Source organism: Pseudonocardia alni (assembly GCF_002813375.1).
GTDB lineage: Bacteria > Actinomycetota > Actinomycetes > Mycobacteriales > Pseudonocardiaceae > Pseudonocardia > Pseudonocardia alni.
In genome coordinates this window covers 5138319-5158293 of sequence record NZ_PHUJ01000003.1, presented here as the reverse complement: position 1 = coordinate 5158293, position 19975 = coordinate 5138319, and the positions used below count along the sequence as shown (strand labels likewise).

Annotated in this window: 17 protein-coding genes; 9 read left to right on the top strand and 8 right to left on the bottom strand. The window is 74.4% G+C overall.

Annotated features, from left to right (window positions below; translation table 11 throughout):
• Nucleotides 1–2: 2 nt before the first annotated feature.
• Genes ATL51_RS25390 through ATL51_RS25375 form a run of 4 tightly spaced genes read right to left on the bottom strand, consistent with a single transcriptional unit; the run spans nt 3 to nt 3241 of the window.
• Complete coding sequence (locus ATL51_RS25390; RefSeq protein WP_073574028.1) at nt 3–443, bottom strand: SRPBCC family protein; 441 nt, start codon at nt 441–443, stop codon at nt 3–5.
• Nucleotides 444–465: 22 nt separating this feature from the next.
• Nucleotides 466–1209, bottom strand: coding sequence for a hypothetical protein (locus ATL51_RS25385; RefSeq protein ID WP_157818519.1), 744 nt, complete (start codon nt 1207–1209; stop codon nt 466–468).
• 11 nt (nt 1210–1220) lie between these two features.
• Nucleotides 1221–2054 (bottom strand): phosphoenolpyruvate hydrolase family protein, encoded by an 834-nt coding sequence (locus tag ATL51_RS25380; RefSeq protein ID WP_073574030.1) that lies wholly within the window; start codon nt 2052–2054, stop codon nt 1221–1223.
• Nucleotides 2051–3241 (bottom strand): Tm-1-like ATP-binding domain-containing protein, encoded by a 1191-nt coding sequence (locus tag ATL51_RS25375; RefSeq protein WP_073574031.1) that lies wholly within the window; start codon nt 3239–3241, stop codon nt 2051–2053. The genes ATL51_RS25380 and ATL51_RS25375 overlap by 4 nt, the downstream gene beginning before the upstream one ends.
• Before the next feature lie 126 nt (nt 3242–3367).
• On the opposite strand from ATL51_RS25375, the gene ATL51_RS25370 reads away from it, so the two are divergent.
• Complete coding sequence (locus ATL51_RS25370) at nt 3368–4564, top strand: hypothetical protein (protein ID WP_100880153.1); 1197 nt, start codon at nt 3368–3370, stop codon at nt 4562–4564.
• Between the two features lie 73 nt (nt 4565–4637).
• Here the strand turns inward: ATL51_RS25370 and ATL51_RS25365 are convergent, their stop codons facing one another.
• A complete protein-coding gene (locus ATL51_RS25365; protein ID WP_100880152.1) occupies nt 4638–5768 on the bottom strand; it encodes a DoxX family protein in 1131 nt (376 codons plus the stop codon).
• Nucleotides 5769–5849: 81 nt separating this feature from the next.
• Between ATL51_RS25365 and ATL51_RS25360 the strand changes: the two genes are divergently transcribed.
• Nucleotides 5850–6812: an ROK family protein gene (locus tag ATL51_RS25360; RefSeq protein WP_083658039.1), complete on the top strand. Its 963-nt coding sequence runs from the start codon at nt 5850–5852 to the stop codon at nt 6810–6812.
• Nucleotides 6813–6855: 43 nt separating this feature from the next.
• Nucleotides 6856–8577: an alkaline phosphatase D family protein gene (locus ATL51_RS25355; protein ID WP_100880151.1), complete on the top strand. Its 1722-nt coding sequence runs from the start codon at nt 6856–6858 to the stop codon at nt 8575–8577.
• A gap of 22 nt (nt 8578–8599) precedes the next feature.
• Here ATL51_RS25355 and ATL51_RS25350 read toward each other — a convergent pair whose 3' ends face one another.
• Entirely contained in the window at nt 8600–9469 is an 870-nt protein-coding gene (locus tag ATL51_RS25350) for a maleylpyruvate isomerase family mycothiol-dependent enzyme (RefSeq protein WP_301549185.1), read from the bottom strand.
• Here ATL51_RS25350 and ATL51_RS25345 point away from each other — a divergent pair.
• Together ATL51_RS25345 and icmF are read left to right on the top strand one after the other, a co-directional pair.
• Nucleotides 9468–9851 carry a hypothetical protein gene (locus ATL51_RS25345; protein WP_167410049.1) on the top strand — a complete coding sequence of 128 codons (384 nt, stop codon included), beginning with the start codon at nt 9468–9470 and terminating at the stop codon, nt 9849–9851. The two genes, ATL51_RS25350 and ATL51_RS25345, sit on opposite strands and share 2 nt — an antisense overlap.
• Before the next feature lie 114 nt (nt 9852–9965).
• Nucleotides 9966–13229, top strand: coding sequence for a fused isobutyryl-CoA mutase/GTPase IcmF (gene icmF, locus ATL51_RS25340; RefSeq protein WP_100880149.1), 3264 nt, complete (start codon nt 9966–9968; stop codon nt 13227–13229).
• Between the two features lie 36 nt (nt 13230–13265).
• Here icmF and ATL51_RS25335 read toward each other — a convergent pair whose 3' ends face one another.
• Nucleotides 13266–14681, bottom strand: a complete 1416-nt coding sequence (locus ATL51_RS25335; RefSeq protein ID WP_100880148.1) for an MFS transporter — start codon at nt 14679–14681, stop codon at nt 13266–13268.
• 518 nt (nt 14682–15199) lie between these two features.
• On the opposite strand from ATL51_RS25335, the gene ATL51_RS25330 reads away from it, so the two are divergent.
• Both ATL51_RS25330 and ATL51_RS25325 read left to right on the top strand, forming a co-directional pair.
• Entirely contained in the window at nt 15200–15778 is a 579-nt protein-coding gene (locus tag ATL51_RS25330) for a hypothetical protein (RefSeq protein WP_073574038.1), read from the top strand.
• On the top strand, nt 15775–16893 hold the full coding sequence (locus ATL51_RS25325) for a serine/threonine-protein kinase (RefSeq protein ID WP_100880147.1): 1119 nt from the start codon (nt 15775–15777) through the stop codon (nt 16891–16893). The genes ATL51_RS25330 and ATL51_RS25325 overlap by 4 nt, the downstream gene beginning before the upstream one ends.
• Before the next feature lie 7 nt (nt 16894–16900).
• On the opposite strand, the gene ATL51_RS25320 is transcribed toward ATL51_RS25325, so the two are convergent.
• On the bottom strand, nt 16901–18145 hold the full coding sequence (locus tag ATL51_RS25320) for an MFS transporter (protein WP_073574040.1): 1245 nt from the start codon (nt 18143–18145) through the stop codon (nt 16901–16903).
• Between the two features lie 67 nt (nt 18146–18212).
• Between ATL51_RS25320 and ATL51_RS25315 the strand changes: the two genes are divergently transcribed.
• Complete coding sequence (locus ATL51_RS25315; protein WP_100880146.1) at nt 18213–19112, top strand: LysR substrate-binding domain-containing protein; 900 nt, start codon at nt 18213–18215, stop codon at nt 19110–19112.
• A gap of 81 nt (nt 19113–19193) precedes the next feature.
• The gene (locus ATL51_RS25310) at nt 19194–19961 is read left to right on the top strand and encodes a helical backbone metal receptor (protein WP_100880145.1); all 768 of its coding nucleotides are present in this window, start codon (nt 19194–19196) and stop codon (nt 19959–19961) included.
• Nucleotides 19962–19975 lie beyond the last annotated feature (14 nt).

The following is a 19975-nucleotide window of genomic DNA, read 5'->3' as shown; positions in this document are numbered from 1 at the left end:
GCCTACCGGCCGAACCTCTCCCCCAGCGCCGCCAGGCCCGCACCGAACACGCCGTTCGCGAACAGGCCCGCGAGGTCGCCCTCGTCGGTGCCGTCGGCGTCGAACTCGGTCCACCACTCGCCGAAGGTGTGCCCGACCGCGGTGACCGGGGCCAGCCGCACGGTGGAGACGTAGCGGCGCACCGGGAACGGCGACTCGAGGATCTCGTAGGTGAGGGCGTGGCCGCGCTCGTCGAGTGCGGTCAGCTCCTCGACGACGGTGCCGCCGCCGTCGGCGAGGGTCAGGCGTCGCTGCGCGCCGATCTCGCTGCCGGAGGCGCCGCGGATCAGCTCGCAGGTCGCGATCGCCGGGTGCCAGCGGTGCAGGCCACCGAAGTCGCGGACGTGCGGCCACACCTCGGCCAGCGGTGCCGTGATCACGGCACTGGAGTAGGGACGGGGCATCGGGGACTCCTCCTCGGGAGTGTCAGGACTGCCGGCGCAGGTGGGGGGCCTGCGCCGCGAGCTGGTCGAGCTGGCTGCGGACGTCGTCGAAGCCGCTGTCGACCCGCAGGTCCAGCGCGATCGACGCGGCCAGCTCCGCGGTGTCGTGGAAGGCGGTGCGGGCGACCTCGAGGCGGGCGCCCACGGTGCGGGCCACCTCGCTGCCCTGGCCCGCGCCCTCCAGGCTCTCCCCCATCCGCGCGGTGCGCAGGGCCTCGGCGAGCTCGGCGTCGAGGTTGCGGCCGATGTCGTGCAGCCAGTCCTTCGCCGGGCCGTCGGGCACCGTGCGCACGACGCCGTGGAAGGCGGTCACCGAGCCGACGCAGCCGGAGTAGGCGCGGGCCCAGCGCGACCCCGCGACGAGGCCGTCGGGCACGGAGGCGGGGGCGTTCCCGGCGGCCCGTCGCATGGCCTCGCGCTCGGCGGGGCTCGCGGAGCGCAGGTAGGAGCGGGCCAGCGCCTGGGCGGGCAGCCCGACGAACAGCACCGCCGGGACCGCGCAGAACACCGCCGAGGCGATCGCGTAGCCCAGCGTCCGGCCGAGCAGTTCGTCGGCCGGGTACTGCCCCACCTGCGTGATGCCGACGATCACCCCGATCAGCACACCGAGGGCCGCCCCGGCCAGCAGGAGCCCCAGCCACCCGTGCGCGGCGAGTGCGTGCGACACCCTGCCCCCGCGCACCGCCGTCCGTCGCCGCCAGTCCCCGCCGGGCGGCGGAGCGTCCATCCCGCGCGCCATCACCGCTCCAGCACGTTCTTGAAGGCGCGCGTCTGCTCGGTCAGCGCGGTCTCGGTCGGCAGCCGCTCCATCGACGAGGCCCCGTAGAAGCCGTGGCAGACCTTCGCCGTGCGGAGCACGTGCGCGGCGTCCTCGGGCATCGCGACCGGCCCGCCGTGGACGAGCACGAGCACGTCGTCGCGGACCTCCAGCGCCGCCTGCGCCCACTCGTCGACGAGCGCGACGCAGTCGTCGAGGGTCTTCGCGGTGCCCGCCCCGATCGCGCCGCCGGTGGTGAGCCCCATGTGGCACACCACGATGTCGGCGCCGGCCCGGGCCATGGCGCGGGCGTCGTCGGCGGAGAAGACGTACGGCGTGGTGAGCATGTCCTTGGCCCGCGCAGCGGCGACGAGGTCGACCTCCAGCGCGTAGCCCATCCCGGTCTCCTCCAGGTTGGCCCGGAAGGTGCCGTCGATCAGCCCGACGGTCGGGAAGTTCTGGATGCCGGCGAAGCCGAGCGAGGACAGCTCGTCGAGGAAGCGGTCGGTGAACAGGAACGGGTCGGTGCCGTTGACCCCGGCCAGCACCGGGGTGCGGCGGACCACCGGCAGCACCTCGGCCGCCATCTCGACGACGATGTCGTTGGCGTTGCCGTAGGCCAGCAGCCCGGCGAGCGAGCCGCGGCCCGCCATCCGGTAGCGCCCGGAGTTGTAGATGACGATGAGGTCGATCCCGCCGGCCTCCTCGCACTTGGCCGACAGCCCGGTGCCCGCGCCGCCGCCGACGATCGGCTCGCCGCGGGCGGCCATCCCGCCGAACCGCTCCATCAGCTCCGCGCGGCTGAACCGCCTCATCGCCGTACCTCCTGCCAGGCCGAGAGCACCGCGTCGGCGAACTCCGGGTCGTTGACGTGGTGCGCGACCCGCCGGACACCGTCCGGGGAGTCCACACCGGCCTCGATCGCGGCGAACAGCGCCGCGTCGGCCTCGGGATCGTGGAACGCCGCGCCCGGCGCGTCCAGTGCGGACACCCCGCCCAGCGGGAGCAGGAACCGCCACGGCCCGGTCAGCGCGTTCAGCTTCGCCGCCAGCCAGGCCCCGATCTCCCGGTTCTCGTCGACGGTGGTGCGCATCAGGGTGACGTTCGCGTTGTGCTCGTGGAACAGGCGGCCGGCGAAGCGTTCCGGGACGGTCGCGCGTGCGCCGAAGTTGACCATGTCCAGGGCGCCGCAGGACCCGACCCACGGCACCGCGGTGCGGGCGATCGCGTCGAGCCGGTCGGGGCCGCAGGCCATCACCCCGCCGACGAGCAGGTCCGCGACCTCGGTGGTGGTCAGGTCCAGCACCGAGTCGACCAGGCCGGAGTCGACGAGCTTCTCCATCGACGGCCCGCCCGAGCCGGTGGCGTGGAAGACCAGGGCGTCGACGTCGTCGCCGAGCCGTTCGCGGACCGCGGTGACCAGCGGCGTGGTCACCCCGAACATGGTCAGCCCGACGGCGGGCAGGTCGGCACCGGTCTCCGGCGGCGGGGCGGTGACGGCGGCGGCCAGCATGTGCGCGGCGTTGCCCAGTACCCGTCGCGAGATGCGGTTGAGGCCCGCGACGTCGGTGACGGCGTTCAGCATCGCGACGTCGCTCGCCCCCACGTAGGGCGCGGTGTCGCCGGAGGCGACCGTGGAGACCATCAGTGTGGGCACCCCGACCGGGAGGTCGCGCATCGCCGGGGTGACCAGCGCGGTCCCGCCCGAGCCGCCGAGCCCGAGGACGCCGCCGACGTCGTCGCGGCCGGCGAGGAAGGCCCGCAGCGCCTGCGCCATCGCCCCCACCGCGCTGCCGCGCTCGCCGGTGAACACCGCCTCGGCGCCACCGGGGTGGCAGGCGGCGACCTCGGCCGCGGTGACGTCCGGACCGGGGCACGCCGCACCGGAGGTGGACACGTCCACCCGGCGCACGTCGGCGCCGTCGGCGGCCATCAGCTCGGCCACCCAGGCCAGCTCGGCGCCCTTGGTGTCGAACGTGCCGATCACGTATGCGGTCCCCACACAGGAGTTCTACCCGGACCCGGGCACCCGGGGCGAGAGCCGGAGCCCGGACGGCGCAGGGCACCATGGACACGCCCCCTTCCGCCGGGCTCGTGACCTCGGGGCCCGTGACGTCGTTGGAGAGACATGCTCGGTCAACCGGACGACCCGCGAGGCATCGTGCTCCCGCTCGACGGGCGGCCCGGCGGAACGGAGACCGGCGCCCCCGACCGCAACGGTGGCCCGCGTCCCCTCCGCAACGGCGCCCCTCCCCCCGGCCCGGCACTGCTGCTGAGCTGGACCCCCACGCCGGCCGTCGACGACGACCGCACCTGGGCGACGCTGTCGGCGTCGAGCGAGCTGGCTCGGCGGCTCGCGCCCGACGCCGGCCGCGCACCCGCCGCCGGGCTCACCTTCCGGCTCGCGCTGCCCGAGGTGTTCGGCGCCGAGCCGCTGCTGCGCCTGGCCGGCGGCGAGACGGCCGCGGCGGCCCCCGGGTCGTCGGCGCTGGTACCGGTCGCACCCACCGCACCCGGTGACCGGCACGGCGCCGGGCTGGGCCTGCTCACCCTGACCACGGCGGCCGAGATCGCCGCGACGGGCACCCAGACCCGGGTGCTCGACGAGCTGACCGCCGCGGTCGACCAGCTGGCCCCGGCGTGCGTGATGCGGCTGGACTCGCGGCTCCGCGCGGCCGAAGAGTCGCTGCGCGAGGCCCAGACCGAGCTGCTCGAACGCGGCTCGCTCGTCGTCGACGGCGACGCGACCGGCAGCGGCTCCCCGTCGCGCGGGCTCGAGACGGCCGTCGCGAACCTGTCGGTCCTGCGCCACCAGACGCACGCCTGGATCGCGGGCTGGGAGCGGGTCGTCGCCGGGGCGGACCCGTCGGGCACGCCCGGCCTGGCGCTGCGCGACGCGCTCGGTGAGGTCGGCAAGCTCGGCTGGACCGGGTTCCCGGCCGCGGTGCACGGCGCCTACCAGGCACTCGTCCTGGACGCCCGGCGCATCCTGCTCACCGCGGCCGACCACCTGCTGCGCGCCCCGAACCGGCCGCTGACCGCGCTGCGGCCCCTGGTCGAGAGCGACCTCGCGGGCCGGGCCGCCGACGTCGCGCGGCTGCACCGGCTGCTGACCACGCTGTCGACGCTCCCGCAGACCGTGCGCAAGCGCTCCGGCGGGATGATGCCGAACCTGATCGCCGACCAGGCGGCGGCCAACGCACGCAGCCAGGCGCTGTTCACGCGGATGGCGAACGCGCTGCGCTCCCCGGTGTGGGACGGCCGGGTCGTCGTCGAGGTGCGGTCGCTCGACTCGGGCGAGCTGCAGGTGCTGCGTTCGGTCTGACCCCGGACACGTCACGGCCCTCCCGTCCGGCGCGGAGCCGGACGGGAGGGCCGTGGACGGGTGTCGCGGTGGGTCAGCGGGCGACGGCCTTGGCGCGCTTGCGCGCGTCCTTCGCCGACGCCTTGGCCTGCTTGGCGGCCTCGGCACCGGCCACCGACGCGCGGTCGGCCAGGTCCGAGCCCAGCTTCGCGGCCTGCGACTGGGCCTGGGTGACCAGGGTGGAGAAGCGGTCGGCGTACTCGGGGGCGCGCTTCTCCGCGCGGGCGGCGGCCTTGCGGGCCTGCTTCTCCCAGCGGACGCGGCGCTTCTCGGCCTCGCGCACCCACCTGTCACCGGTGCGCCCGGCGGCCTTGCGGTACCGGGCGCCCTTCTTGTCGACGACCTTCTCGAGCTGAGCACCGCGCTTCTCGGCCGCCTTCGCCAGCTTGGCGCCGCGCTTCTCGGCGGCCGCGGCCTGCTTCTGGGCGGCCTTCGAGGTGCGCTCGGCGGCGGCCGAGAGCTGCTCGGACCAGGTGGACGCCTTGTCCGAGGCGACCTCGGACAGGTGCGCGGCCTGCTCGGAGGCCTTGCCGCCCCACTCGGTGGCGCGCTCGCGCACGACCGGGCCGTACTCCTCGACGGCCCCGGTCAGCTTCTCCCGGCTGCCCGCGGCAGCCGCGGCGATCGAGGTACCCGCGCCGGCCAGTCCCGCGGCGAGCTGGGCACCGGTGTCGGAACCGGAGCCGGACAGCCGGGCCTGGGCCCGCCCGGCGGCCTGGCGCGTCCGGTAGGCGTGCGACGGCTTGCCGTGGGTGTCGGCGGCCGCGATGAGCAGCCCGCCGAGCAGGCCGACGTTCTTCAGGAAGTGGATCTGCTGGTCGGCGCGCTTCTGCTGGTCGGTCTCCTCCCAGAAGGGGTGCCCGGCCAGCGTGGTCGGGACGAGCGAGGCGGCCAGCGCGGTGGCCGACAGGCGGGGGAACTTGCCCAGCGCGAGCAGCGAGCCCGCCACGATCTTGACCCCGGCGTCGACCTTGATCAGCGTCTCGTTGTCCGGGCGCCGGTCCAGCGGGGCGTTCTCCACGACCTTGTCGATGGCCGGGGCGGCCTGGTCGAGGACGGGTTGTGCGGCGGGAGTCAACGCGTCGGCGTTCCGCAGCTCGTTGATTCCGCCGTAGATGAACACGGCCGCGAGGGCGGGTCGGGCTACACGTCGCAAGACTGGCATGGGGCACCTTTCCCCGGCTCGTCCGTCCGCAAACCCGGGGTGGGTGTGGCGTCACCGCCGTGGGATGGCAATCATGCCCGGGTGACGAACGGACGGCGGGCCATCGGGCTCGACATCGGAGGAACGAAGGTCGCCGGAGCGATCGTGGGCGAGGATGGCACGGTCCACGCCGAGCTGCGGCGCAACACCCCGGACACGTCCGATGCGGACACGATGACCACCCTGTTGCGGGAGATGGTCGAGGAGCTGCGCGGCGACGCCGAGGGGGCGGACGTGTCCGCGATCGGCGTCGGTGCCGCGGGGACCGTGGAGTGGCCGGTCGGCCGGATCCGCTGGGCACCCAACAACAACTACGAGAACTGGGACGTCCGCGGCCTGCTGGAGTCCGCGTGCGGGCTGCCGGTGGTCGTCGACAACGACGGCAACGTCGCCGGTCTGGCCGAGGCCCGGCTCGGCGGGACCCGCAACGACCACATGGTGCTGCTGACCGTCGGCACCGGCGTCGGGGCGGGGATCGTGCTCGACGGGAAGATCTACCGCGGCCCGCACGGGCTCGGTGCCGAGGTCGGGCACATGAACGTCAACCCGGACGGCCCGCAGTGCGGCTGCGGCAACTACGGCTGCCTGGAGGCGGTCGCGTCGGGAACCGCGCTGACCCGGATGGGCCGCAGCGCCGCCCTGCACGACCCGCGGGGCATGATCGCGACCCTGGCCGCGGAGGCCGGGGGCGAGGTCACCGGCCAGCACGTGACGATGGCCGCGATGGCGGGCGACAGCACGGCGGCGTCGCTGTTCCAGCGGCTCGGGCGGTCGCTGGGGATCGGCATCGCCAGCATCAACGCGATCTTCGAGTTCGAGGTCGTGCTGATCGGCGGCGGCCTGGTCGACGCGGGCGAGCTCCTGCTCGAGCCGGCGCGCCGGGCGGCCCGGGAGTTCCACTACGGCCCGCCCGAGGTCCGTCCGATCCCGCCGGTGCTGCCCGCCACCTACAAGGGCGACGCCGGGAAGATCGGCGCGGGGCTGCTGGCGCTCGAGGAGACGTGATCTCGCTCCGCGACCGGTTCGGGACACGACTACGCTCGGACGGGTGACACTCCTGCTCGGACCGGTGCTGCGGCACGTCGACGAGACCAGCGCACTGATCTGGGTGCAGACCTCCGACCCGTGCCGCGTCTCGGTACTCGGCTGCGACGCCGCGACCTTCGAGGTGGCCGGCCACCACTTCGCCCTGGTGCAGGTGACCGGGCTGACCCCGGGCACCCGCACCGCCTACGAGGTCCACCTCGACGGCGAGCAGGTCTGGCCGCTCCCGCACTCGCCGTTCCCGCCGAGCCTGATCGCGACGCGCGGCGCGGACACCGACGCACACCAGCGGATCGTCTTCGGTTCCTGCCGCTACGTGAAGCCGGCCGACCCGAAGCTGGCCCGGGAGTACGGCCTCGACGCGCTCGACGCCTACGCCGGCCGGATGGCCGGGCTGCCCCCGGAGACGTGGCCGACCACGCTGCTGCTGCTCGGCGACCAGGTCTACGCCGACGAGCTCACCCCACAGACCCGGCGGCGGATCGCCGGGCGGGGGGAGCGGCACCCGGACTGGCCCGACGACGAGATCGTCGGCTTCGACGAGTACTCGGGCCTCTACCGCGACACCTGGTCGGACCCCGAGGTGCGGTGGATGCTCTCCACCGTCCCCACCGCGATGATCTTCGACGACCACGACGTCCGCGACGACTGGAACACCTCCGGCGCCTGGCGCGAGCAGATCGCCCGCACGCCCTGGTGGTCCGAGCGCATCTGCTCCGGCCTGGCCTCCTACTGGGTCCACCAGCACCTGGGCAACCTGTCCCCCGCCGAGCTCGCCGCCGACCGGACCTGGCAGGAGGTGCAGGCCGCGGAGGGCGACGTCTGGCCGCTGCTGTCCGAGCGGGCCGCCCTGTGGGACCGCGAGACCGGCGACGGCGACGACACCCACAAGGACGAGCGGTTCTCCTTCTGCTGGGAACTGGGCCGCACGCGGCTGATCGTCATCGACTCCCGCAACGGGCGGATCGTCGAGTCCACACCGCGCCGGATGGTGTCCGACGCCGAGTTCGACTGGATCTCGGCGAAGGCGCTCGCCCCCGGCGACATGGACCACCTCGTCCTGGGCACCTCGGTGCCCTGGCTGATGCCCCAGGTCATCTCCGACCTGGAGGCCGCGACCGAGAAGGGCGCGAACGGGTCCGGCCGGGTCGCCGCCGTCGCCGAGTGGGCCCGCCAGGAGGCCGACCTGGAGCACTGGCCCGCGTTCGGGCACTCCTTCGCCCGGCTCGCCGAGCTGATCCGCGAGGCGTGCCGCCCGCGCGCCGGGGACGCCCCGCCGGCCACGGTGTCGGTGCTGTCCGGCGACGTCCACCACTCCTACGCCGCGGTCGCCGACGTGCACACCCACACCCCCGGGGACCGGCCGGGCCGCGGCCCGGAGGGCACCCGGGTCCACCAGCTGACCTGCTCACCGGTGCACAACGTGGTCCCCGCGGTGATGCGGGTGATGTTCCGGATCACCTGGTCGCGTCTGCTGGGCAGGATGACGACCCGCTGGACCCGCCGGACCGGGACCGGCAGCGCGGGCGTGGCCTGGGAGCGGACGACCGGTCCGCTGTTCGGCAACCTCGTCGCGACCCTGGAGACCGACGGACGACGGGCGTCGTGCCGGTTCGAGCGGCCGCGCTCGGCCGCGGTGCTCGACACCGCGGCCGAGGTCGTGCTGACCCCGCAGGCCCCGCCCATGGCGGCGCGGCAGCGGAGGGGGACCACCCCGGCGGTCTGACCGGGGCGGCGGCGACGGCCCGTCAGTACCCGGTACGGGCCAGCCAGCCCGTCCAGACCTCGGCGTCGCCGAGGACCTGGAGACGGTCGTCGTCGGCGGGGATGCGGCGGGTGACGCCCCGGAGCAGGTCGGCGGCGGTGCCTCGGACGGCGGCGTCGCCCTTGCCGTGCCCGTGCTCCCAGACCACGCGCCCGCCCGCGCCACGCACCATCCACTCCCCCGCCGCGTCCGGCACGTCGTCGGTGGAGTGCAGGTGCAGCGTGGCGCCGTCGGCGAGCGGTGGCTCGTCGGCTGCGGGGCGGGCGGCGAGCAGGCCCAGCCACTCCGAGACGCCGTCGGCGGCGACCTGCGGGTCGATCGGGAACGGCGCCCCGAGTGCGACGGCGGCGTCGGCGCGGTGCACCGTCGCCTCGTGCAGCCGCCGCCGCACCCACCACGCCGAGGGCTGCGGACCGGTGAAGGTCCACACCGGCGCGGTCGGCCCGGCCGCGACGACGGCGTCGAGCAGCTCGGTCGCACCGTCGCGCAGCCACTGCGCCGCGACCTCCGGGCCGCCCTCTGGCGGCTTCCCGCCGGGCACCTCGCGGGGGTCGAGGGCCTCGGTGGCGCCGGTGGCGACCATCCGGGCCGCCCACCGGTGCCCGCGCCCGACGTGGCGGAGCAGCTGCAGCAGAGACCAGCCCGGACAGGTCGGGACCGGGGTGGCCGGATCGGCCGTCGTCAGGAGGGTGGCCAGCCGGTCGTTCTCCGCGAGGAGGACGGCGGCGTACGGGTCGACCGCGGTGCGGTCCGGTGTCGTGGTCATGAATTCGTACCCCCGGTCGCGGAACATGTGGGCGGGTTGCGGCGAGTCGTGCATGACGATCGCGGAGTTCGGGTAGGTAAGGATCATGCCGCCTCATCGCGACTGGACGCGACGGGGCGCGGGGCGGGCACTGCTGTACTGGCCGTTGACGGCCTTCTTGTTGGTGGCCGCATTCCCCGCGTACTCCGTGGTGCTGGTCATCGCCTCCGGGATCCTGCTGCCCACCCTCGGGCTCGTCGCCGGGCTGGCCGGGAAGCGCTGGCGGGCGCGCAAGCTCGCCCGGGCGCGTCGTGCGCTGTCCGACGTCGTGGACCCCCCTCTACCCGCCGACGACGACCTCGTCGCGCACGAGGACGAGCCCGACGCGTTCGGCTCGGAGACGTCCTGGCCGACCGGCCGGCACGCCCGCCGGGTCCGCGAGCAGCCTGCTCCGGCCACCGGGGAGCCCGCGGCACGCGACGCGGCCTGATCCGCACCGTACGGCCCCTGTGACGCTCGCCGAGTTCCTTGTACGTCCGATACTAGGATGTCAAACTAAACCGGCCGGGACACCACCGTCCGCCCGGCGGGAGGAACGTCCCCGATGAGCACGGACACGAACGCACAGGCCGAGCTGCACGTCCCCACGCACCCGGTCCGTTTCGTGACCGCGGCCAGCCTGTTCGACGGGCACGACGCCGCCATCAACATCATGCGCCGGATCCTGCAGCGACAGGGCGCCGAGGTGATCCACCTCGGCCACAACCGCTCGGTCGACGAGGTCGTGACCGCCGCGATCCAGGAGGACGTGCAGGGCATCGCCATCTCGTCCTACCAGGGCGGGCACGTCGAGTACTTTTCCTACCTGGTCGAGCTGCTGCGCGAGCGCGGCGCCGGCCACATCAGGGTCTACGGCGGGGGCGGCGGCGTGATCGTCCCCGAGGAGATCGAGCTGCTGCACTCCCGCGGTGTCGCGCGCATCTTCTCCCCCGAGGACGGCCAGCACCTGGGCCTCCCCGGAATGATCAACATCATGATCCGGGAGTGCGACACCGACCTGACCGCCGAGGGCGCGTCGTCGGCGTCCGCGGTCGGCTCCGCCTTCGCAGACGGGGTGTTCTCCGGCGAGACCGCAACCCTCGCCCGCGCGCTCACGATGGCCGAGACCGGGACGCTGCCCGACGAGGTCCGCGAGCGCATCGCCGCCTCCGAGCGCCCGGTGCCGGTCCTCGGCATCACCGGCACCGGCGGCTCCGGCAAGTCCTCGTTGACCGACGAGCTGGTCCGCCGGTTCCGGCTCGACCAGGAGGACAAGCTCCGCATCGCGGTGCTCGCGGTGGACCCGACCCGGCGCAAGGGCGGTGGCGCGCTGCTCGGCGACCGCATCCGGATGAACGCGCTGTCCGGTGACCGGGTGTTCTTCCGCAGCCTCGCCACCCGCGGCAACGACGGCGGCTCGCTGCCCGAGCGACTCGGCGACACCATCGCGGTGCTCCGCTCCGCCGGGTTCGACCTGGTGGTCGTCGAGACGCCCGGCATCGGCCAGGGCGACGCGGGCATCGTCCCGTTCGTCGACCACTCGCTGTACGTGATGACGCCGGAGTTCGGTGCCGCCTCCCAGCTCGAGAAGATCGACATGTTGGACTTCGCCGACGTCGTCGCGATCAACAAGTTCGAGCGCCGTGGCGCCGAGGACGCCCGCCGTGACGTCGGCCGCCAGCTGGTGCGCAACCGCGAGGAGTTCGGCGCGACCTGGGAGGACATGCCGGTCTACGGCACCTCGGCCGCCACCTTCAACGACGACGGCGTCACCGCGCTCTACCAGCACCTGCGCGACCTGCTCGCCGAGGGCGGCCTGACCGTCGGCGAGGGACGTCTCCCCCGCGTCGACACCAAGACCTCCAGCGACTACGCGGCCGTCATCCCGCCGGAGCGGGTCCGCTACCTCGCCGACATCGCCGGTGCGGTGCGGGACTACCACGCCGACACCGAGACCCACGCCCGGGCGGTCCGCACCGCGCAGCACCTGCGCACCGCCGCCGAGCTGGTCGGCGGCGACGACCTGGACGAGGCGCTGCGCGCCGCGGAGAAGAAGGTCCCCGCCGAGTCCGCCGAGCTGCTGGAGTCCTGGCCGTCGCGGGTCGAGGACTACTCCGGCGACGAGTACGTCTACACCGTGCGGGACAAGGAGTTCCGCACGAAGCTGACCCGCGAGACGCTGTCCGGCAACCCGGTGCGCCGGGTCGCGCTGCCGAAGTTCGACGACGACGCCGCGCTGCTGCGCTTCCTGCGCCGGGAGAACCTGCCCGGCTTCTACCCCTTCACCGCCGGGGTGTTCCCGTTCAAGCGGGAGGGTGAGGACCCGGCCCGCATGTTCGCCGGCGAGGGCGACCCGTTCCGCACCAACCGGCGGTTCAAGTACCTGTCGGAGAGCTCGGAGGCCAAGCGGCTGTCCACGGCGTTCGACTCGGTCACCCTCTACGGCCACGACCCGGACACCCGCCCCGACATCTACGGCAAGGTCGGCACCTCGGGCGTCTCGATCGCGACCCTGGACGACCTCAAGGCCCTCTACGACGGCTTCGACCTGTGCTCGCCGACGACCTCCGTGTCGATGACGATCAACGGCCCGGCGCCGACGATCCTCGCCTACTTCCTCAACACCGCGATCGACCAGCAGGTCGACCGGTTCCGCGACGAGCAGGGCCGCGAGCCCGACGGGGGTGAGCGCGAGGAGCTCGTCGCCTACGCGCTGGCGAACGTCCGGGGCACGGTGCAGGCCGACATCCTCAAGGAGGACCAGGGCCAGAACACCTGCATCTTCTCCACCGAGTTCTCGCTGCGGATGATGGCCGACATCCAGGAGTGGTTCATCGCGCACAAGGTGCGCAACTTCTACTCCGTCTCGATCTCCGGCTACCACATCGCCGAGGCCGGGGCGAACCCGATCAGCCAGCTCGCCTTCACCCTCGCGAACGGGTTCACCTTCGTCGAGAGCTACCTGGCGCGCGGTATGGACGTCGACGACTTCGCGCCGAACCTGTCGTTCTTCTTCTCCAACGGCATGGACGCCGAGTACACGGTGATCGGCCGGGTCGCCCGCCGCATCTGGGCGGTCGCGATGAAGGAGCGCTACGGGGCCAACGAGCGCTCCCAGAAGCTGAAGTACCACGTCCAGACCTCGGGACGGTCCCTGCACGCGCAGGAGATGAACTTCAACGACATCCGCACCACGCTGCAGGCGCTCTGCGCGCTCTACGACAACGCGAACTCCCTGCACACCAACGCCTACGACGAGGCGGTCACCACGCCCACGCAGGAGTCGGTGCGCCGCGCGATGGCCATCCAGATGATCATCAACAAGGAGTGGGGTCTGTCGCTGAACGAGAACCCGCTGCAGGGCTCGTTCGTCGTCGACGAGCTCACCGACCTGGTCGAGGAGGCCGTGCTGCGCGAGTTCGAGTCGATCGCCGAGCGCGGCGGCGTGCTGGGCGCGATGGAGACCGGCTACCAGCGCGGCCGGATCCAGGACGAGTCGATGCTCTACGAGCACCGCAAGCACACCGGTGAGCTGCCGATCGTCGGCGTCAACACCTTCCTCAAGCCGGCCGACCCGGACGAGGCGCACCAGGAGATCGAGCTGGCCCGCGCCACCGAGGCCGAGAAGCAGTCCCAGCTCGACCGGCTCGCGGACTTCCAGTCCCGGCACCGCACCGAGGCCGAGCAGGCGCTGCGGCGGCTGCAGGACGTCGCGACCGGTGACGGCAACGTGTTCGACGAGCTGATGCGGGCCGCGCGGGTGTGCTCGCTGGGTCAGCTGACGACGGCGTTCTTCGAGGTCGGCGGACAGTACCGGCGCAACATGTGACGGCGGGCGGGGCCGGTCCACCCGGCCCCGCCTCCCTCACCAGCGGCCGCGCCGGTTCGGGATCCGCGCGGCCGCCAGGCCGACCACCGCGAGCGCCACCGCCAGCACCCCGTAGGCGATCCCGGCGGCCACGCCCGGGTCCTCGGCGGCGGTGACGGCGGCGGTCAGCACCGACACCGCGGCGATGCCGCCCATCTGCCGGAACATGATGCGCAGCCCGGACACCGCAGCGACCTCGTCGGGCACCAGGTGCATGCCGGCGTTGTTGGCGGCCGGCCCGGACAGGCCCGTGCCCAGGCCGAGCAGGGTGGAGCCGGCGAGCAGCCACACCGTGGGCCCGCCGAACAGGGGCGCGACCGCAGTGACCACCAGCCCGGCGACGACGGCGACCAGGCCCCCGAGCAGCAGCGGCCGGAAGCCCAGCCGGCGCAGCAGCGCGACCGCGGCCGCCGAGGTGACGATGGTGCCGATCGCGCGGCCGGTCAGCAGCGCTCCGGCGACGAACGCGGGCAGGTCGTAGCGGACCTGGGCGTAGAGCGGCAGGGTCGCCGAGAACCCGATCACCACGGCGCCGAAGACGACGTTGGTGACGTTCATGATGCCCAGACCGCGCCCGGCGAGCAGGTGCACCGGGACGACCGCGTCGGGCCGTCGCCGGGCGTGCCGGACGAACACCGCACCCGCCGTCAGCGCGACCACCCCGGCCAGGGCGGTCCAGCCGGGCCCCGACCCCGGCGAGCCGAGCCGGGTGATGGTGAGCATCGTGGCCAGCAGGGTCACGACGAGCAGCGCGATCCCGACGGCGTCGATCCGCGCGGTCCGCCGGTGCGGAGGGTCGTCGACCAGGGCCAGCCCGACGGCGACGAGCAGGATCCCGATCGGCACGTTCACCAGGAAGATGCCGTGCCAGGTCCAGGTGGTGAGCACCAGCCCGCCGACCAGCGGTCCGAGGATCGCGCCGATCGGGAAGACGCTGGTGAACAGGGCGAGCGCCCGGTCCCGGTCACGTCCGAACTGGTGCGCGACGATCCCGTTGGCGGCCGGCAGCATCACGCCGCCGGCGAGGCCCTGCACCAGCCGGCAGGCGATGAGCACGCCGATCGAGGGGCTGAGCGCGCTCAGCCCGGACATCACCGTGAACACGGCGACCCCGGCCAGGAACATCCGCCGGCCGCCGAAGCGGTCGGACAGCCAGCCGCCCAGTGGCAACGCCAGGATCTGCCCGACGGCGGCGACGGTCACGACCCAGCCGGTCCAGGCCAGGTCGGCGCCGAGGTCGCCGCTGATCGTCGTCAGCGCGGTGGCGACCGACGTCCCGTCGAGGGAGAACATCAGCAGCGCCAGACCGACGACGGCGAAGACCGGCACGCGCCGGGGCAGCGGGTCCTCGCCGGGTGGCCCGGCGGAGCCGTCCCCGGCCGGGCGGTGGGTGTCGTGGGCGGCGTCGGTCACGTGGTGGGCACACCTGTCTTCCCGGAGGAACCGGACATGATGTGCTTACCACAAGCTAAACAGTCGGGCGGTGGCAACGCCCACCCACGTCAGCGGCGGGACCGGCTCCGGCGACGCCCGCGGTTCCACCCGCCGAGGATGCCGATGGCCTCGACGAACGACTCGGCGGCCTTGGAGAGCTTGCGACCGGCCTTCTTCATCGGGGGTCCTCCCGGGGTGCTGCTGGGGTGGTGGGGGCTTCTCCACCGTGGCAGACGGCGGAGCGTGCCGGACGGCGGGGGTGTGCTCCACACGGGTGACGAAACGGACACATGTCCTCCCGTTCCGAAGACGATTCCACCTGCCCGGAGCACCGTCTCCCGGCGTGTCGCACACCTGCGTACGCGGACGGAGCAGCGCACCCCGTGTTCCGGAGCGTCACTCCTCCATGCGGAGGGACCTGCCCTTGTTCACCGCGCGTGATCGCCGGCGGGGCGGGATGCTGCTCGGACGGGTCTCGTCCCGGAGGGGGATCACCGATGTCACCGGACGTCATGCTGTGGGTCGTCGTCGCCGTCGTGGTACTGGTCGTGCTGGGCCTGGCCCTCGTGGTCGGGTCCCGGGTGCGCGGCCGCCGGAGGACCGCCGCCCTGCGCCGGCACTTCGGGCAGGAGTACGACCACGTCGTCGAGCAGTCCGGTGGGAAGGACCGCGGCGAGACCGAGCTGCGCCGTCGGCTGAGCCGGCGCCGGGAGCTGGACGTGCGCGACCTCGACGCCGACGAGCGCGAGCGGTTCGCCGGGGACTTCGCGGGTGCGCAGAACGCCTTCGTCCGCACCCCGCGGGCCGGGCTGCGCGACACCGACCTGCTGCTGCAGCAGGTGATGCGCACCCGCGGCTACCCGGTCGAGCACTTCTCCGAGCGCGAGGAGATGATCTCGGTCGACCACCCCGACCTGGTCGGGCACTACCGTGCGGCACACGCCGTCGCCGTCGCCGAGGACGACGCCGACACGGAGTCGCTGCGCCGGGCGATGCTGGACCACGGCTACCTGTTCGACGAGCTGATCGGCGCCGGGCACCCGGAGAGCACGCAGCGGACGCTGCCGGCGTCGTGAGCGGGACGGCCGAGCTGCCGGGCGCGGCCGGACCGGAACGCACCGACGAGATCCCGGCCGGCCTGCCGGGCGCGGGTGACGTGGTGGGCGGGCGCTACGAGCTGCGCCACGTGCTCGGCCGGGGCGGGATGTCGACGGTGCACCTGGCCCACGACCGGGAGCTGGACCGCCCGGTCGCGGTCAAGCTGCTGCTGCGCGCGGGCGACCACGGCGACGTCGCCCGGCTGCGCGACGAGGCCCGCGCCGCCGCCGCGATCGACCACCCCGGCGTCGTCACCGTGCACGACACCGGCACGACCGGGCACACGGCCTGGGTCGTCATGTCCTACGTCGAGGGCGAGACCCTCGCGCGGCGCATCGGGCGGACCGGCCCGCTGGAGCCGCGGGAGGTGACCCGGATCGGGGCTGCCGTGTCCGAGGCGCTCGCCGCCGCGCACCGGGCCGGGGTGGTGCACCGCGACGTCACCCCCGGCAACATCATCCTGCGCCCGGACGGGACCGTCGTCGTGACCGACTTCGGCATCGCGCGCCTCGGCGACGGCGCCGGGCGCACCCGGACCGGTCATGTGATCGGCACCCCGCTCTACCTGGCCCCCGAGCAGGGCCGCGGCGCCGCGCACCTCGACGGCCGTGCGGATCTGTACGCGCTGGCCTGCTGCCTGTTCACCGCGCTCACCGGACGGCCGCCGTTCACCGACGCCGACCCGCTCGCGGTGGTCGTGGCGCACCTGCGGGAGACGCCGCCACGGCCGTCGTCGCTGCGCCCGGGCGTCCCACCCGCGCTGGAGGAGGTGCTCCTGCAGGCCCTGGCCAAGGACCCGGACCGGCGCCCGCGCGACGCCGCGGCACTCGCCGCCCGGCTGCGCGCGGTGCACGGCGACCCGGCTCCCCCGCCGGTCGGCACCCGGGAGCGACCCGCCGGTGACGACACCGTCCCGGCCGCGCCGGGGGTACCCGGGGACGGGGCGGGGACGCACGCGCTGGACAGCACGCTGGCCGAGGTCGACCACGACGACGGTGCCGCCGCGGACCGCCGTCGCAGGGCCGGAGCGCTGCTGCTGGTGCTGGCCGCGCTGCTGCTGCTCGGCGCGGTCGTGGCCCTCCTGCTGTTCTGAACCGGGCTCAGGCGGGGGCCGGGGTGCGCCGCAGGACCAGGGCGAGGCCCAGCGCCCCGGCCAGCAGGGCGCTGACGTAGCCGACGACGCCCGCCCAGCCGGCGTGGTCGTAGGCGACCCCGCCGACGGCGCCGCCGATGCTGGACCCGGCGTAGTAGCCGACCAGGTAGAGCGACGACGCCTGGGCCGGCACCGCACCGGGCAGCATCGCCGAGCGCCGCCCCACCCAGGAGCTGGCGACCGAGTGGGCGCCGAAGAAGCCGACGGTCACCAGCAGCAGGCCGGCCAGGGTGGTGAGGAGCAGGTCGGGCAGGGTCACCCAGATCCCGCCGAGCGCGACCAGCGTCGCCACCCACAGCACCGGGCGGCGCCCGAACCGGTCCCCCAGCCTGCCCGCGCCGGTGGAGGCCCAGCTGCCGGCGAGATAGCCGAGGAACACCAGCCCCACCAGGGTGCCGGGCAGCGAGAACGGCGGGGCCAGCAGCCGGAACCCGAGGTAGTTGTAGACGGTCACGAACGCGCCCATCAGCAGGAACGCCATCCCGAACAGACAGAGCAGGCCCCGGTCGGTGAGGTGGCGGCGCAGCGGTCCACCGAGGTCGCGCAGGCGCGTGCGGGCCGGGGCGGGCGCCGTCGCGGGCGGCAGGAGCAGCCGGAACGCGACGGTCGCGAGCACCGAGACCGCACCGACGGCGGCGAGTCCGGCCCGCCAGCCGCCGAGCTCGGCGACCCAGGACGCGACGAGCCGCCCGGACAGCCCGCCGAGGGTGTTGCCGGCGATGAGCAGCCCGACCGCGCCGCCGAGGTGCCGCGGCGCGACCTCGTGGGTGAGGTGGGCCATCGACAGGGCCGGCAGCGCCGCGAGGGCGATGCCCTGCAGCCCGCGGACGACGACGAGGGTTTCGAAGGTGGGCGCCAGCGGGGCGAGCAGTGCGAGGACCGCCGACGCCGCGAGCGCCCAGGTCATGACCCGCGCGCGGCCCCAGGACTCGGTGAGCGCGGACAGCGGCAGTACGGCGAGGGCGAGGGTGCCGGTCGTCGCCGACAGGACCAGGCTGGCCGTCGACGAGGGCACGCCGAACTCCGCCGAGAGCGTCGGCAGCAGCCCCTGCACGCTGTAGACCAGCACGAACGTCGCCAGACCCGAGAGCCACAGGGCGATGCCGAGCCGCCGGTAGCCGGGGGTGCCGCGCTCGTGGGGCGGGGCGGACCGGGTGGCGGTCGGAGCCGGGGGACGCTCGGTCGTTGTCATCGCACACGACCGTAGGCGTCGGCGTCGGATGCGTCCAATGCATGTGTCGTCGAGGTAGCATGCATTGATGCATGAGTCGTTGGCACCGGCGCTGCACCGCTTCGTCGCGGTCGCGCGCGACGGTCACCTCACCCGCGCCGCGGAGCGGATCGGGGTCCCGCAGCCCACGCTGTCGCGGGCGATCGCCCGGCTGGAGAGCGAACTGGGCGTCGCGCTGTTCCGGCGGTCCGGGCGCGGGCTGGCGCTGACCGCGGCCGGGCGGACGCTGCTGCCGCGGGCCGAGGCCGCGCTGGCCGAGCTCGGTGCGGGCGTCGCCGAGCTGGCGGGCGACGCCGACCCGGTCACCGGCCGGGTCGCGCTCGGCTTCCTCGGGACGATGGGCACCTTCGCGGTGCCGGGGATCCTGCGGGAGTTCCGGGAGCACCACCCGCGGGTGCGGATCGAGCTGGTGCAGGTGCCGCACGCGGCACTGCTGGAACGGGTCCGTGACGGCCGGGTCGACCTGGCCCTCACCTCCCCCGTGCCCGACGAGCCGGGCCTGGTCGCGACCCCGCTGGCCGAGGAGGAGCTGCGCCTCGCGGTGCCGTCCGGGCACCGGCTGGCGGGCGCTGGTGCCGCGGACCTCGCCGAGGTCGCCGACGACCCGTTCCTGCTGTTCGCCCGCGGTTACGGGCTGCAGGGGGTGGTGGAGTCGTGGTGCGCGCAGGCCGGGTTCCGCCCGCGCCGGGCGTTCGAGGGCGGGGAGACGGCGACGCTGCGCGGTCTGGTCGGGGCCGGGCTGGGCGTCGCGCTGCTCCCCGCCGGGCCGGACGTGCCGGGGGTGGTGCAGGTGCCGGTGCGCAGCCCGCACACCGTGCGGACGCTGGGGATGGTGCACGCGGCCGACCCGCGGCCGACGGCGCCGGTGCGGGACCTGCGGGCGTTCGTCGTCCGGCACGGGCCACGGTGGCTGGCCGACCACGGGTGAACCGGGGTCGGCGGGCCCGGCGGACGGCCGCGGTGCTCGACGGGGACGCGTCCGGCCCGGCCCCGGGATACCGTCGGCCCCATGACTGCGCGGACTGCGGCACCGGTCGACGACGAGGGACGCGAGGTCGGAGTCCCGGGCAGCGTGCGGCGGGTCGTGTCGATCGTGCCGTCGCTGACCGAGGCACTGGAGGCGACCGCGCCCGGCATCGTCGTCGGCGCGACCGACTGGTGCACCCACCCCGGCGACCTCGGCGCGGAACGGATCCGGGGGACGAAGAACCCCGACGTCGAGCGGATCGTCGCGCTGGCCCCGGACCTGGTCGTCGCCAACCAGGAGGAGAACCGCCTCCCCGATCTGGACGCGCTGCGCGCCGCGGGGCTGCCGGTCTACGTCACCGACATCCGCGACGTCGACGGCGGCCTCGCCTCGCTGGGCCGACTGCTCGACGCCTGCGGGCTCGGCGAACCCGGCTGGCTGCGCGAGGCCCGCGAGCTGTGGGCCGACGTCGAGCCCGCGTCGCCGCGGCGGCGCGCCGTGGTGCCGATCTGGCGGCGGCCGTGGATGGCCGTCGGCTCGGACACCTTCACCGGCGCGGTGCTGGACCGGATCGGGATCGACAACGCACTCGCCGGCTCCCCCGAGCGCTACCCGCGGATCGACCCCGCGGCGCTGCCGGAGCACGACCTCGTCGTGCTGCCCGACGAGCCGTACCTGTTCACCGCCGACGACGGGCCCGAGGCGTTCGACGCGCCGTCGGCGCTGGTCAGCGGGCGGCTGCTGACCTGGTACGGGCCGAGCCTGGTGGAGGCGGCGCGGGAGCTGCCCGCCGCGCTCTGGACCCGCTGAGCGCCCCCGGGCGT

What these genes read in the sequence shown, in the direction of transcription:
- ATL51_RS25390 (WP_073574028.1), bottom strand. Translation starts at nt 443, where the DNA reads ATGCCCCGTCCCTACTCCAGTGCCGTGATCACGGCACCGCTGGCCGAG.
- ATL51_RS25385 (WP_157818519.1), bottom strand. Translation starts at nt 1,209, where the DNA reads ATGGACGCTCCGCCGCCCGGCGGGGACTGGCGGCGACGGACGGCGGTG.
- ATL51_RS25380 (WP_073574030.1), bottom strand. Translation starts at nt 2,054, where the DNA reads ATGAGGCGGTTCAGCCGCGCGGAGCTGATGGAGCGGTTCGGCGGGATG.
- ATL51_RS25370 (WP_100880153.1), top strand. Translation starts at nt 3,368, where the DNA reads ATGCTCGGTCAACCGGACGACCCGCGAGGCATCGTGCTCCCGCTCGAC.
- ATL51_RS25365 (WP_100880152.1), bottom strand. Translation starts at nt 5,768, where the DNA reads ATGCCAGTCTTGCGACGTGTAGCCCGACCCGCCCTCGCGGCCGTGTTC.
- ATL51_RS25345 (WP_167410049.1), top strand. Translation starts at nt 9,468, where the DNA reads ATGCCGCCTCATCGCGACTGGACGCGACGGGGCGCGGGGCGGGCACTG.
- ATL51_RS25350 (WP_301549185.1), bottom strand. Translation starts at nt 9,469, where the DNA reads ATGATCCTTACCTACCCGAACTCCGCGATCGTCATGCACGACTCGCCG.
- icmF (WP_100880149.1), top strand. Translation starts at nt 9,966, where the DNA reads ATGAGCACGGACACGAACGCACAGGCCGAGCTGCACGTCCCCACGCAC.
- ATL51_RS25330 (WP_073574038.1), top strand. Translation starts at nt 15,200, where the DNA reads ATGTCACCGGACGTCATGCTGTGGGTCGTCGTCGCCGTCGTGGTACTG.
- ATL51_RS25320 (WP_073574040.1), bottom strand. Translation starts at nt 18,145, where the DNA reads ATGACAACGACCGAGCGTCCCCCGGCTCCGACCGCCACCCGGTCCGCC.
- ATL51_RS25315 (WP_100880146.1), top strand. Translation starts at nt 18,213, where the DNA reads ATGCATGAGTCGTTGGCACCGGCGCTGCACCGCTTCGTCGCGGTCGCG.
- ATL51_RS25310 (WP_100880145.1), top strand. Translation starts at nt 19,194, where the DNA reads ATGACTGCGCGGACTGCGGCACCGGTCGACGACGAGGGACGCGAGGTC.